The following is a 14,358-nucleotide window of genomic DNA, read 5'->3' as shown; positions in this document are numbered from 1 at the left end:
TTTAAAGGTGCAAGCACCAATAAAATTTCCGCTCGACTTGCATGTATTAGGCACGCCGCCAGCGTTCGTCCTGAGCCAGGATCAAACTCTCCATAAAAGTAGTTTGAAAGCTCATTTGCTTTGCTAGCGATCCAACTTCGTTAGAAGTTAAAATCTATTGTTTGCTTCATTTAAGAAGCTTGTTTCATTAACGTTGCTTGTTCAGTTTTCAAGGTTCATTTGTTGTCGTTGTGACAACTTTTATATCTTACCATTTTCACAGATCATTTGTCAACAACTTTTTTAAAAAGTTTTAAACTCATAATCATTGTAAATTTGGTAACTCTTACACTTTAGCACTCTAAAGTCGAAAAGTAAAGAACTTTGTAATTTAGTGCGCCGCGTTTTAGCGACAAGAAATAATATACCACCCATACAATTATATTGCAATAGTTATTTTGAAAAATATTATACTTTTTTATAATGTTTATTATTTCTTCTTTATCCACTCCTATATATATAGAAAGGAATAACCATTCTTCCCACAACACATCTGTATAACCCCTAGTAATAATTTATCCGCCGAGACTCCCATCGTTCCTCTCTGCCAAGCAGCCACTCTCTTCTTCCTATAATAAAGAAAAGAGCCTTGCGAATAACGCAAGGCTCTAATTAAATTAAACTTATTTTGTTGTATGGCGCATTGTCGGGAATAACAATACATCACGAATTGATGGTGAGTTCGTTAATAACATTACTAAACGGTCGATACCGATACCTAAACCACCTGTTGGGGGCATACCGTATTCTAATGCTTCGATGAAGTCATTATCCATTTCATGTGCTTCGTCATTTCCTGCCTCTTTTTCGGCCATTTGGGCTTCAAAGCGCTCGCGTTGATCGATTGGATCATTTAATTCTGTGAATGCATTTGCGTGCTCACGGCGAACAATGAATAGTTCAAAACGATCTGTGAAGCGTGGGTCTTCAGGATTTTTCTTCGCTAACGGAGAAATTTCCACAGGGTGACCTGTTACGAAAGTAGGTTGTACTAATGTTTCTTCTACTTTTTGCTCAAAGAATTCATTGATGATGTGACCTACTTCATGTGCATCTTTAATTTCCACGCCGTGTTCAGCAGCATGTTTACGCGCTTCTTCTACAGTCATCGGAGCCCAGAAATCTACACCCGTTGCTTCTTTAACTGCATCTACCATATGCACACGTTTCCAGCCAACACCTAATTCAATTGTATCTTCACCATATTGTACAGATGTCGTACCAAGAACATCTTGTGCTACATGTGCAATAAGGTTTTCTGTTAAGTCCATAATATCGTTGTAGTCTGCATACGCTTCATATAATTCAATCATTGTGAATTCCGGGTTGTGACGTGTTGAAATTCCTTCATTACGGAATACACGGCCGATTTCATATACTTTTTCCAAACCACCAACGATTAAACGTTTTAAATGCAGCTCTATTGCGATACGCATATATAATTCCATATCCAATGCATTGTGGTGTGTAATGAACGGGCGAGCCGCAGCACCACCTGCAATTGTATGCAGCATCGGTGTTTCCACTTCCAAATAACCATTGTTATCTAAATAGTTGCGGATTGCTCGGATGATTTTTGAACGTTGGATGAAAGTTGTTTTTGATTCGTCATTTGTCATTAAGTCTACATAGCGTTGACGGTAGCGTTGTTCTACGTCTGTCAGGCCGTGGAATTTATCAGGCAACGGGCGTAACGCTTTTGTTAGGAAAGTGAACTCTGTCGCTTTAACAGACAACTCTCCAACTTGCGTACGGAATACATTTCCTTTTACCCCTACGATATCGCCAAGATCGGCTTTGTTGAACAATTCATATGCTTCTTCACCAATTGCATCTTTACGTACATAAATTTGGATTTGGCCTGCTAAGTCCTGGATATGCGCAAAACCTGCTTTACCTTTACCGCGCTTCGTCATAATACGTCCGGCGATTACTACTTCACGTGGATTTTCTTCTAACTGTTCTTTATTAAATTGCTCATTTTCTGCAATAACTTCGTTCGATAAATGTGTGCGTTCAAAACGGCTGCCGAATGGGTCCATACCGTTTTCACGAATATCTGTCATCTTCTGGCGTCTCACCAAAAGTTGGTCGTTTAATTCTTCGATATTTGACACGTATTTCACTCCTTAATATTTTTGCGCTCCAAAACGGCACAATAGTCCATAATGTTTCTATTGTACAGTATTTCTTTTGTTGATTCACCTGTTTCGAATTAATTTTAAATATCAGATAATTACGACAAGTGATTTCTCTTTACATAAGAAAAAGGCACCATCATCTGATGCCTTCAATGATTTTTATACAATTACCGCTTCTTCTTCGTATTCATCTGCAACACTGTTTAGAAGAGTACGTAATTCTTGCTCGGTCTCCGTTAAATTGATGGCATTACGGATTTTCCCGTTTCCACGAATACCTTTTAAGTACCATGATGCATGTTTACGCATTTCTCTAACCGCCACTTTTTCACCTTTAAGTGCTTTTAGACGTTCAAAATGCAATAAACAAACATCCATTTTTTCACGAACTGAAGGCTCTGGAATTTGAACACCTGATTCCAAGTATTTTACCGTTTGATAGATCATCCACGGATTTCCTAAAGCAGCACGACCAATCATGACCCCATCTGCCTTCGTATGTTCCAGAATGCGCTTTGCATCTTCCGGTGTTTCCACATCCCCATTTGCGATAAACGGGATGCTAATATTTTTCTTCACTTCGGCTAAAACGTCCCAGTTTGCTTTACCTTCATACATTTGCACACGAGTTCGGCCATGCATCGCGATAGCGGCTGCACCTGCACGTTCTGCTGCCTGGGCATTTTCCACAGCGAATACACGCTCTTCATCCCAACCGATACGCATTTTTACCGAAACGGGTTTATCAACTGCATCGACAACTGCTGAAACCATTTCGTAAATTTTATTCGGATCAAGAAGCCATTTTGCGCCAGCTTCACATTTAATAATTTTATTTACAGGACAACCCATATTGATATCGATAATGTCGGCAGTTGTATGTTTGTCTACAAATTTCGCCGCCTCTACTAAATTTTCTTTGTCTCCTCCAAAAATTTGCAGCGTCATCGGGTTTTCCCGCTCATCAATATAAAGCATGTCCAATGTTTTTTTGTTGCGGGTGTTCAACGCTTTATCGCTGATCATTTCCGCATAGACTAACCCCGCTCCAAACTCTTTTACCGTTAACCGGAAAGCAGAGTTGCAAATTCCTGCCATCGGAGCAAGAACGACCCGGTTATCCATAATAATATCGCCTATTTGGAATGGCTTTTGGTCGATGTTTGACACCTTTTCTGTTCCCTCCACTCGGTTACTCACCTTTTAATTCTTTTATATCTATTTGTAATACATCTGCAATTGTTTGAAGTTGTTCTTCAGAGGGTTTCTTCTCGCCTCGTTCAATTCGCCCTAAAATTGTTACAGATATACCAATATGTTTTGCAAATTCGGTTTGCTGAATTCGTTTTAGTTTTCGAAAGGCACGAATTCTGCGACCGTATTGATTTTCTTCCACAGATTGACGCCTTCTTTCTCTATATCAAGTGCATGTAACGCTTTTTGCACGCCTACAAGCATATCATAATTTTGCGTCATAATCTCCTCTAACGGTACAAGCACAAATGCACGTTCGTACATACGAGGATGTGGAATTATCAATTTTTCGGTTTCATACTGTTGTTGACCATACAACAAAATATCCAAATCGATTATTCGTGGTCCCCACCGAAATTCACGGACACGGCCAAGATCATTTTCGATTTTTTGGCACTCCGCAAGAAGCTCATAGGCATCGAGTTCCATTTCAAGAGCAACGGCGATATTCAAAAAATCTGCCTGATCTGTATAGCCTACTGCTGCTGTTTCATAAATTGAAGAAATTGCTGTTACAGATATTGTCTTATGTGCGATGAGCAACTTTACCGCATCTTGCAAGTTTTGCTCACGCTCACCAATATTTGTACCGATCGATAAATACGCTGTCGTCATCATACGAATTGTCCTCTTGTAATTTCAACCGCGACTTCTTTGTAATGTCCCGGAATTGGAGGGTCGGGCTTAATAATTTCGACGCGGCACCCAAAAATCTGACCTTCATATTGCGTTAAAATCCTTGAAGCAACTTTTTCCGCTACTGCCTCAATCAATTTAAACGGCTTACCTTCAATTACTTCTTTACAAATATCATAAACGCCTACATAGCTAACCGTATGATCCAGCTCATCCGTCTCACCTGCACGTTTTATATCAACAGCAAGCGAAACATTAGCCCGAAAGCGTTGTCCTAATACGTTTTCTTCCGGTAATACACCATGATAACCAAAAAACTGCATCTCTTTTAAATGAATATAATCCATTGCAAACTCCTTAATGTCTCGGTGCCAATTCACCTTGTACTTCAAATTTCCCTACAAGCGCATCCATCATCTTCACTGTACGCGCCACTTCCTTTACATCATGAACACGCATCATATGGCAGCCCTTTTGGACACCAAATGCACAAGTAGCGGCTGTCCCTTCCACTCGGTCATCAACAGGTAGTTCCAAAATCGATCCGATCATACGCTTGCGTGATGTCGCAAGCAATACTGGATAGCCTAATGCAACAAGCTCATCGAGGCGCTGCATCGTTTCAATACTTTCACTTAAACTTTTCACAAAACCGATACCAGGATCAAGGAAAATATGCTCGTCACGTACACCTGCTGCTTTTGCAATCGCAATACTTTCCTGCATATCGGCCATATAATCGGTGAAGTAGTTATCGTACTGATCTGACAGGCGGTTATGCATTAAAATAATCGGCACATCGAGTTCTGCCGCGACACTTGCCATTTCCGGATCCGCCTTTGCGCCCCATATATCATTAATAATATGTGCCCCTGCTTCAATTGCAGCACGCGCAACATTCGATTTATACGTATCAATTGAAATAATCGCAGGTACTTCTTTTAAAAGCGCCCGAATTACCGGTACAACACGTGCAATTTCTTCCTCATCTGAAATCCGTGTATAGCCAGGGCGTGTTGATTCCCCGCCAATATCGATAATTTTTGCGCCATCTGCCACCATTTTTTTCGCCTGTGCGACTGCTTTTTCAACTGAATTGAACTTGCCGCCATCCGAAAATGAGTCGGGTGTTACATTTAAAATGCCCATCACGAATGTTTCTTTACGAAAATCCAGTTCGATCCCATTTAATGTGAGTACTTTATAGTTTTCTAACATGACGGTCTCCTAAACACATAACAATTTTTTGTAAATATTTTTGATGCAACTTTTTATAAAGTCTGCCTTCACTGCCCGCAAAGCGTACCTCCCCAATACGGGAAATCGGTACAAGCTCCTGTACAGCTGTTGTAATAAAGCATTCATCCGCCTGTTCCAATTCCCATGCCATAAAGCGGCCTTCTCGTACCGGAATTTGGAGTTCTTCAGCTAGTTGAATGACTTTTTTACGTGTAATACCCGGTAAAATACCTAAATTAGTAGAAGGCGTATACAGTATACCATCTTTTATCCAAAAGACATTTGACGTAATGCCTTCTGCGATAACACCGTTCTGATCGGTAAAGAAACCTTCTTGTGTCGCTAAACTCGGTAACTCTAACCGCGCTCGTACATTATTGCCGTAGTGATGGCTTTTATAGCGGGTTTGCTGCTCCGGAGAGTTACGCGCTGTTTTCAGCCACACCGCTTCTTTTTCTGTCCCGCGTACCATTTCTGGCAGTTCTTTACGAAACAGAATAACGGTCGGTTCGGTATACTCGGAGGGTGCAAGTCCAATTGGATGCACACCGGCTGATACATTTAAACGAAAATACCCTTCTTTGCCGTCCTGTGCATTGAGCTTTTCAATGACCTCTTCTATGTTCTGTAACCTATACGGAAAATGAATACGGTATTCTTTTAATGCTTCAAGCAGACGGCTGAAATGTTCATGCAGATAGACAGCCTTTCCCTCATATGTACGAAATGTTTCAAAAAAACCGAGTCCATATAAAAAACCATGATCAAACGGAGAAATTTTCAAATCTTGTTCATCGATATAATGTCCATTCATCCAACAAAGCATTGCCTTTCCCCCTAACAATACGACTCAATAAATGTGCGTAACAGCTGCTTGCCGTCTTCGGTCATAATTGATTCCGGGTGATATTGAACCCCTTCAATCGGATATTCTTTATGACGCAGCCCCATAATTTCGCCTTCCGCTGTCCAAGCCGTCACTTCCAGACAGTCCGGTAAAGTTGTCGGTTCTACAATCAGTGAATGGTAGCGTGTTGCCAAAAATGGGTTTGCATTTTTTCTATGCAGACCAATCCCCTTATGAAGAACAGGGGAAGTTTTCCCGTGCATCAATCGCTCAGCACGCACAACATCGCCGCCAAACACTTGTGCAATCGCCTGATGACCTAAGCACACACCTAAAATCGGAAGCTTGCCTGTGAAATGTTCGATGATACGGAGACTTTCTCCGGCATCGTTTGGTGTACACGGCCCTGGTGAGATGACAAGCATCATTGGCCGAAGTTTTTCAATTTCCTCGACCGTAATCTCATCATTGCGCTTTACGACCAATTCATGACCGAATTCACCGAAGTATTGCACTAAGTTATATGTAAACGAATCATAGTTATCAATCATTAAAATCATTTGCTCACCTCTTCTGCCATCGCTTTTGCCTGCCACATTGCCTTCGCTTTATTCATCGATTCAATATACTCGTTTTCCGGAATGGAATCGATGACAATACCGGCACCCGCCTGAATGTACGCAATACCATCTTGAATATACGCTGTACGGATAACGATATTTAGCTCTAAGTCACCTGTGTAGCCAATCCAGCCGATTGATCCTGTGTAAAGACCACGGCGTACCGGCTCGAGCTCTTCAATAATTTCCATCGTACGGATTTTCGGTGCCCCTGTAATCGTACCACCGGGGAACATTGCCCGAATAACATCCGCATTTGTTTTTCCTTGTGCAATTTCCCCACGCACATTCGAAACAATATGCATCACATGCGAATAATGCTCGATGACCATAAACTCATTTACTTCTACCGTTCCGTATTTGCTTACTCGTCCTAAATCATTGCGCTCTAGATCAACTAACATGACATGTTCTGCACGCTCTTTTTCATGCTCAATCAGTTCATAGGCTAAAGCCACATCCTGTTCTTCCGATGCTCCGCGCGGACGTGTTCCTGCAATTGGTCTTGTTGACAGCTCATTGTTTTTACGTTTTACAAGCAATTCCGGCGAGCCGCTAACAACCGCGAAATCCTCACTTTCAATATAAGCCATATACGGTGAAGGATTAAACGAACGAACTGCCTCATACATCGCAATCGGTGCTGCAGAAAGTCTTTTTGCCTGGCGCACCGACAAGTTCACCTGGAACACATCACCTTGTCCAATATAGTGTTGAATTTTATGTATAGCAGCTTCAAATGCATCCCCACTGAAGGAAACTTGTAATTCCGCTTCATCCTGCTGCATGTTTTTAGCTGTTTCCTGATTAAAATGACGCTTTTCCAACCCGACTTCCGCATGCTGTTGCCAATCCGTTTGCCATGAAAGTAAATCGACGTCACAAGTAGAAAACTTCATCAATGTTACTTCACCTGTTTGGACATTACGGATTGCCCAATGATCAAACAAATAAAAATAAAGATCCGGTACGTGTAAGTCATCTTCCGCATTATTTGGAAGAACTTCAATCGTGCGAGCATAGTCATACGAAATAAATCCAATTGCTCCACCTTGGAAATCAGGCAGATTCGGATTCGCTTCAAGCTTATACTCTGCGACTACTTTTTCTAATTCCGCCAGTGCCTCACCTGTTTTCAGTTCTGCCTCTCCATTTTTCCACTTCAGTTCCAGACCGTGTGCCACTGACTTTGCAGTTGCAATTGGCTGCCATGCAGCAATTGAAAAATGCCCGCCCCTGCCGCTTTCCAGAAATGCACGCTGTTTTTCCATTGCCGTCTGTTCCTGGAAACTATAATAAAACTCATCTTTTGTCATGTAAAATGTATGTGTTTCTAGTTGTTGCATCAATTTACACCTGCTTTACCTTTTTCTTAATTAAACTCGATAACGCTTTAAAAATCCATTTTTAACTTAGCAGTTTCTAAGAAAAAAAGCTATTTTACGAGGTTATACTCGCAAAATAGCTTTTAAAATCACTTAGGTAAAATTTAATTAGTCTTCAAATTGGTATAAAGGCGTTGATAAGTAGCGCTCACCGTTTGATGGGATAATTGCTAATACGTTTTTGCCTTTGCCTAAACGTTTTGCTGTTTCGATTGCTGCATAAATTGCTGCACCTGAAGAAATACCAGCTAAAATACCTTCTTCACGCGCTACTTTACGAGCATACTCGAATGCTGTTTCGTTTTCAACCGGTAATACAGAATCATATACTTCTGTGTTTAATACGTCCGGAATGAAACCTGCACCAATACCTTGAATTTTATGTGGGCCAGGGTTACCACCTGAAAGAATTGGAGAATCTTTAGGTTCAACCGCAATAATTTCAATTTCAGGGAATTTGCTTTTTAGTACTTCACCTGCACCAGTAATTGTACCCCCAGTACCTACACCAGCAACAAATGCATCTAATTTTAAGCCTTCTTGTTCGAATGCTTCCGCAATTTCAGGACCTGTTGTTAAACGGTGAATTTCTGCGTTTGCTTCGTTTTTGAATTGTTGAGGCAAGAAGTAGCCTTCTGAATTTGATAATTCTTCTGCTTTTGCAATTGCACCTTTCATACCTTCTGGGCCTGGTGTTAATACTAAATCAGCACCATAAGCACGTAAAAGGTTGCGACGCTCTAGTGACATAGTTTCAGGCATTACTAAAATCGCTTTATAGCCTTTTGCTGCAGCAATCATCGCTAAACCGATCCCTGTGTTACCAGAAGTTGGCTCGATGATTGTACCGCCTGGCTTTAATGTGCCGTCTTTTTCTGCTGCTTCAACCATAGCTAAAGCTAAACGGTCTTTTACTGAAGAACCTGGGTTAAAGTATTCAAGCTTTACGTAAACTGTACCTTCATTTTCACTTGTTGCATTGTTTAATTTTACGATTGGTGTGCGACCTACTAAATCCGCCACTGAATTTGCTAATTTACTCATTTTATCCATTCCTCTCCAAATCCCTACCAAGTCAATAGGTTTTACTTAATTTGTATCTTATCAATTTTTCATAGTACTTGTCAATTAATTGAAACGAAATTTTTGTAAAATTTCTGACTATTTAGTTTTACTTATTAAATAGGGAAAAAGGGCAAAGACAGTTAAAAGTTCCTCTTTCACTAAAACTTTAACTTCTGTCCTGGCCCATATAAATCTGGTGTTAATTTTTAGATTCTCCGTAGATCCATGTTGCATTAAATTCTGCCCAGAAAGCTTCCGGTGTAATGGAAGGCGACAGCTGTTCCAAAGCGAGCTGACGTTTCACATGCCCTTCTACTTCATCAAAGCTGAATGACTGCCCTTTCATGTTCTCTGTAACCTTGACGATTGCATAACGCCCATCGCTTAATACAAAAGGTTTGGAAGTTTCCTTTTCCTTCAGCTTTTCCACTGCTGGTAAAATGGCAGGATCCACTGCTGACTGACTTGATGAAATAAAGCCAATGTCGCCACCTAAACTTGCAGATGCTGTATCCAATGAATGCTCGCGTGCCAGAACCGCAAAATCAGAGCCGTCCTTCAGCTCTTTTTCCACCCGTTCCGCATCCTCTTTTGAATTCACGATAATGATACTTGTTCGGTGTGTAGTAGGAATATTATAGATCGACTTATTATCTTCGTAATATTTTTTAGCTTCATCCTCTTTTACTACAATATCATTTGTCAGTACTTTATCTAAGATGAGCTGAGCACGCATTTTTTGACGCAGTTGCTCTGGGGATAAACTATGTAGAGTTGAATCATTTGAATCTTGTGCCGAACGTAATAAGGCTATTTCTAAATCAATCTCTTCCTCTTTTACATCGAGTTTATATTTTTCCGCGGCTTTTTCCATAACAGCTTCATTTACTAAACTCTGCAATGTTTCTTTTCCGTAACGGTTTTCCATTTCAGCAAGCCATTGTTGGCGTGTAATTGGATCTCCCTCGACGGCAGCAATTTTTTCGCCGCCGTCTTCTTTCTCTGATGTTGTTTCATCAGATGGGAGTAACCATAACACAAACCAAAATAGATTTCCGATTAACAATAGCAGTAATAACAGCAACGTAGGTTTTGTTTTTAAGCGTCGTTGTGTGTACGGTAAATTATTTTGCGGTGGTTGTGGTGTTTTGTGTAAATTACGATTGGATTTCATTCACAAAGCCTTCAAGTTCACTTTTATCGAAGTGATAAGTTTCTAAACAGAAGTGGCATTGCGCTTCTGCTTGGCCATCTTCGTCAATCATTTCCTGAATTTCACCGACACCTAAACCGATAATTGCCGCACCGAAACGCTCTTTTGAACATTGACATTGGAACTGTACAGGCATTGTTGAAAGAATTTGAACATTTCCTTCGCCTAATACTGCTTCTAAAATTTGCTCAGGTGTATATCCTTTTTCAATCATTTTAGAAACAGGCTCAATTGATGATAAATGCTTTTCAATTGCTTCGATTGTTTCTTCTTCACAGCCTGGCATTAATTGAATAATAAAGCCGCCCGCTGCTAAAATTGTATTATCCGGATTTACTAACACACCTAAACCTACTGATGAAGGTACTTGTTCAGATGTAGCGAAGTAATATGTGAAGTCCTCAGCAATTTCTCCTGAGACAATCGGTGTTTGACCTGAAAACATATCACGTAAACCTAAGTCTTTAACAACTGTCAAAGCACCTTCAGAACCGACACCCGCACGTACATCCAGTTTTCCTTGTTCATTTAATTCAAAGTGAACATGTGGATTTGTAACGAAGCCGCGCACATCTCCTTTGGCATCTGCATCGATAACCATTGGACCGATTGGACCGTTCCCTTCGATTTTTACGGTAATTTTGTCGTCACCTTTTAACATCGCACCCATCATTACAGATGCTGTCATTGAACGGCCTAACGCAGCAGATACAACAGGCCATGTATTATGGCGGCGTTGTGCTTCTCCTACAGTTGCAGTTGTATTTGTTGCAAACGCACGTACCTGTCCGTCATATGCAATGCCTCTTACTAAATAGTCTTTCATGTTGAAATTCCTCTTTTCTATTGATTTCTTTTATAAATCGTTGCTAGTCCCTTGAGCGTCAAAAACGGATCGACGACATCAATCATCTGGGTTTCATTCGCAATCAATTTTGCTAGTCCCCCAGTTGCAATTACGAGTGGCTCTTCTTTACTTTGCGCTTTCATACGACTGACGATGCCTTCTACTTGTCCTAAAAACCCGTAAAAAACCCCTGCCTGCATAGCAGCTACCGTATTCTTTGCCACAACTTGCGATGTATGGGCAATTTCAATTCGAGGTAGCTTTGCTGCACGTGTATAGAGCGCCTCTGTTGATATGGCAATACCGGGTGCAATGGCGCCCCCTAAATAATCGCCTCGTTCATTAATAAAGCAATACGTAATCGCTGTACCAAAATCGATAATAATCAGTGGTCTCCCACTATATTGCTGTAAAGCGGCAACCGCATTTACAATACGGTCTGCGCCTACTTCACGCGGATTTTCATACTTTATATTCAAGCCTGTTTTTACACCGGGTCCCACAATCAAAGGCTGGATATTGAAATACTTTTTACACATTAATTCAAGTGCAAACATAATAGGTGGCACAACTGAGGATATAATAATCCCTTTTACTTGTTCAAATGAAATGCCTTCATGAGAAAAAAACGCCTTAAATTGCATCGCATATTCATCTTCAGTTTTTCGTATATTTGTCTCTGTCCGCCAATGATGGATAAGTTTATCTTGATTATAAATACCTAAAATGATATTGGAGTTACCCGCATTCATTACTAAAATCACAAGTGGCACCTACTTTTCTTATACTGAAAAAAATCATACCATATTTGGCCATCTACTATACAGTATTCAGTATTTTTAGTCGGCAATCATTCCCTTTCAACTAAAACCTGTTGATCTCCATAGGGGTGAAGGCTTTCCGCTAGAGTCTACCACCCTCCTTTTCAACCAACTCACCAAATCGCGTTATATTTAAAGGCAAGATTTTAAGAAGAAAAAACTGACTATCTCCTTTTCCCAGGAAATAGTCAGTTGTGTTGTATTATTTTGGACGGTCTTCATCGATGCCTTGCGGGCGATCATCTGACACGTCTTTCGGTAAATCTTCAACTGTTGGTGATTTCTTTTCACCTTGAACATCTTCATTAATCGATGCATTACCAGCCGTTTCAATTGTTGGTGTTGCTTCTTTTTGATCTTTTTGTTGAAGCTCCGATTCTACTACCGCCTCTTCAGGAGGTAATATACCGTGGTCGCGTAAATGTTCGATTTGCTGTGCATTTAACGTTTCTTTATCAATTAACGTATTTGCGATTAAATCTAGTAAGTCACGACGCTCTGTTAAAATACGTTTCGTACGAGCATATTGCTCATCAACGATACGCTGAACTTCTTTATCGATTTCATATGCTACTGTATCAGAGTAGTTTTGATCTGAACCGAAGTCACGACCTAGGAATGGATTACCGCCTTGGTTTGAACCGTATTGAACAGCACCAAGACTATTGCTCATTCCGTATTCTGTAACCATTGCACGCGCAATGCTCGTTACTTTCTGGAAGTCATTATGTGCACCTGTAGATACTTCACCAAGTACAATTTCTTCCGCAACACGTCCGCCTAGTAATCCGGCGATACGGTCTAGTAACTCTTGCTTCGTTGTGAAGAAACGCTCTTCTTTCGGTAACATGATGGCATAACCACCTGCTTGACCACGAGGGACAATCGTTACTTTATGAACAGTATCAGCTTCATCCAATTCAAGACCGACAACTACGTGACCGGCTTCATGGAATGCAACAAGCTTTTTCTCTTTTGGAGAATACACACGGCTTGCTTTTGCAGGACCGGCAATTACGCGGTCAGATGCTTCATCAATATCAGCCATGTTTATTGATTTTTTGTTTTTACGAGCTGCAACTAAAGCTGCTTCGTTTAACAAGTTTTCTAAATCTGCACCTGAGAATCCTGGTGTACGTTGTGCAACAGCAGCTAAATCAACTGTATCTGATAATGGCTTATTGCGTGCATGTACTTTAAGGATTGCTTCACGGCCTTTTACGTCTGGGTGACCAACCGTAATTTGACGGTCAAAACGACCAGGACGTAATAATGCTTTATCTAGAATATCAGGGCGGTTTGTTGCAGCGATGATAATAATACCTTCGTTTGCACCGAAACCATCCATTTCAACTAGTAATTGGTTTAATGTTTGTTCACGCTCATCGTGACCACCACCAAGACCCGCACCACGTTGACGACCTACCGCATCAATCTCATCGATGAAAATGATACATGGGGCATTTTTCTTAGCGTTTTCAAATAAGTCACGAACACGAGATGCACCGACACCGACGAACATCTCTACGAAATCAGAACCAGAAATCGAGAAGAATGGTACGCCCGCTTCACCGGCAACAGCACGTGCAAGTAATGTTTTACCTGTACCTGGAGGACCTACTAATAGGATCCCTTTCGGAATACGTGCACCGATATCAGTGAATTTACGGTGATCTTTTAAGAAATCTACTACTTCAACAAGTTCTTGTTTCTCTTCGTCGGCACCTGCCACGTCATTGAAACGAACTTTTTTCTTCGTGTCATCAAATAGCTTTGCTTTTGACTTCCCGAAGTTCATCACCTTATTACCGCCACCTTGCGATTGGCTTAGTAAGAAGAAGAATAAAATAATAATGATGACAAATGGAATGATGCTCGTAAGGAATGTTACGAACCCACTTGTTTGTGGTTGTTCTAAAATTTTCAGTCCTGGATATTCACCGTTTGCAACTTGTTCTTCAATTTGCAGAATACGGTCTACAGAAGTTTGGTCATTTTGTAAAACGTTTACTGTGAAAGTTTCGCCTTCTTCAGCGCCTTTCATCTGACCTACAATTTTATACACGCCTCTTTCAGGCTGTATTTCCATAGAAGCAATCTCATTGCTCTCTAAAGCCTCAAAAAACGCATAGTAATCAAGGTTTTCAGTTGTCTTTTTTCCACCATTAAATGTTCCAAAAATCCCGATAATCACGAGAAATATTAGTAAATAAAATATGGTGTATCGAAATATTCGATTCATCCCCAGCCT

At 40.7% G+C, this 14,358-nt stretch carries 14 protein-coding genes and 1 rRNA gene; all 15 read right to left on the bottom strand.

Annotation, left to right across the window (positions count from 1 at the left end; all coding sequences use genetic code 11):
* Positions 1–97: ribosomal RNA gene (locus CBM15_RS18280) — 16S ribosomal RNA — on the bottom strand; the annotation flags it as partial.
* Between the two features lie 565 nt (positions 98–662).
* On the bottom strand, positions 663–2,165 hold the full coding sequence (lysS, locus tag CBM15_RS18275) for a lysine--tRNA ligase (protein WP_193433813.1): 1,503 nt from the start codon (positions 2,163–2,165) through the stop codon (positions 663–665).
* 174 nt (positions 2,166–2,339) lie between these two features.
* A complete protein-coding gene (dusB, locus tag CBM15_RS18270; RefSeq protein WP_087618574.1) occupies positions 2,340–3,350 on the bottom strand; it encodes a tRNA dihydrouridine synthase DusB in 1,011 nt (336 codons plus the stop codon).
* Positions 3,351–3,372: 22 nt separating this feature from the next.
* The gene (locus CBM15_RS18265) at positions 3,373–3,576 is read right to left on the bottom strand and encodes a helix-turn-helix domain-containing protein (RefSeq protein ID WP_008408244.1); all 204 of its coding nucleotides are present in this window, start codon (positions 3,574–3,576) and stop codon (positions 3,373–3,375) included.
* Positions 3,528–4,052 carry a 2-amino-4-hydroxy-6-hydroxymethyldihydropteridine diphosphokinase gene (gene folK, locus CBM15_RS18260; protein WP_087618571.1) on the bottom strand — a complete coding sequence of 175 codons (525 nt, stop codon included), beginning with the start codon at positions 4,050–4,052 and terminating at the stop codon, positions 3,528–3,530. Before folK ends, CBM15_RS18265 begins: the two co-directional genes overlap by 49 nt.
* Entirely contained in the window at positions 4,049–4,417 is a 369-nt protein-coding gene (gene folB / locus CBM15_RS18255) for a dihydroneopterin aldolase (protein WP_087618570.1), read from the bottom strand. The genes folK and folB overlap by 4 nt, the downstream gene beginning before the upstream one ends.
* Positions 4,418–4,427: 10 nt before the next feature.
* On the bottom strand, positions 4,428–5,288 hold the full coding sequence (gene folP, locus CBM15_RS18250) for a dihydropteroate synthase (RefSeq protein ID WP_087618569.1): 861 nt from the start codon (positions 5,286–5,288) through the stop codon (positions 4,428–4,430).
* A complete protein-coding gene (gene pabC / locus CBM15_RS18245; protein ID WP_087618568.1) occupies positions 5,272–6,135 on the bottom strand; it encodes an aminodeoxychorismate lyase in 864 nt (287 codons plus the stop codon). Before pabC ends, folP begins: the two co-directional genes overlap by 17 nt.
* A gap of 11 nt (positions 6,136–6,146) precedes the next feature.
* Positions 6,147–6,716, bottom strand: coding sequence for an aminodeoxychorismate/anthranilate synthase component II (gene pabA, locus CBM15_RS18240; protein ID WP_065216280.1), 570 nt, complete (start codon positions 6,714–6,716; stop codon positions 6,147–6,149).
* Positions 6,713–8,122, bottom strand: coding sequence for an anthranilate synthase component I family protein (locus CBM15_RS18235; protein ID WP_087618567.1), 1,410 nt, complete (start codon positions 8,120–8,122; stop codon positions 6,713–6,715). Before CBM15_RS18235 ends, pabA begins: the two co-directional genes overlap by 4 nt.
* A gap of 147 nt (positions 8,123–8,269) precedes the next feature.
* Positions 8,270–9,205 (bottom strand): cysteine synthase A, encoded by a 936-nt coding sequence (gene cysK / locus CBM15_RS18230; protein WP_087618566.1) that lies wholly within the window; start codon positions 9,203–9,205, stop codon positions 8,270–8,272.
* A 220-nt stretch (positions 9,206–9,425) separates the two neighbouring features.
* Complete coding sequence (locus tag CBM15_RS18225) at positions 9,426–10,400, bottom strand: peptidyl-prolyl cis-trans isomerase (protein ID WP_087618565.1); 975 nt, start codon at positions 10,398–10,400, stop codon at positions 9,426–9,428.
* Positions 10,384–11,265 carry an Hsp33 family molecular chaperone HslO gene (gene hslO, locus CBM15_RS18220; RefSeq protein ID WP_008408253.1) on the bottom strand — a complete coding sequence of 294 codons (882 nt, stop codon included), beginning with the start codon at positions 11,263–11,265 and terminating at the stop codon, positions 10,384–10,386. The genes CBM15_RS18225 and hslO overlap by 17 nt, the downstream gene beginning before the upstream one ends.
* A gap of 17 nt (positions 11,266–11,282) precedes the next feature.
* Positions 11,283–12,050, bottom strand: coding sequence for a type III pantothenate kinase (locus CBM15_RS18215; RefSeq protein WP_087618564.1), 768 nt, complete (start codon positions 12,048–12,050; stop codon positions 11,283–11,285).
* Positions 12,051–12,309: 259 nt separating this feature from the next.
* Positions 12,310–14,349 carry an ATP-dependent zinc metalloprotease FtsH gene (gene ftsH / locus CBM15_RS18210; protein WP_087618563.1) on the bottom strand — a complete coding sequence of 680 codons (2,040 nt, stop codon included), beginning with the start codon at positions 14,347–14,349 and terminating at the stop codon, positions 12,310–12,312.
* Positions 14,350–14,358: the final 9 nt, after the last annotated feature.

Origin of the sequence: Solibacillus kalamii, from assembly GCF_002174535.1 — a bacterium.
In the GTDB taxonomy this organism is placed as follows: domain Bacteria; phylum Bacillota; class Bacilli; order Bacillales_A; family Planococcaceae; genus Solibacillus; species Solibacillus silvestris.
The sequence above is the reverse complement of the archived record's forward strand: the minus strand, read 5'-3'. Positions and strand labels throughout refer to the sequence as shown.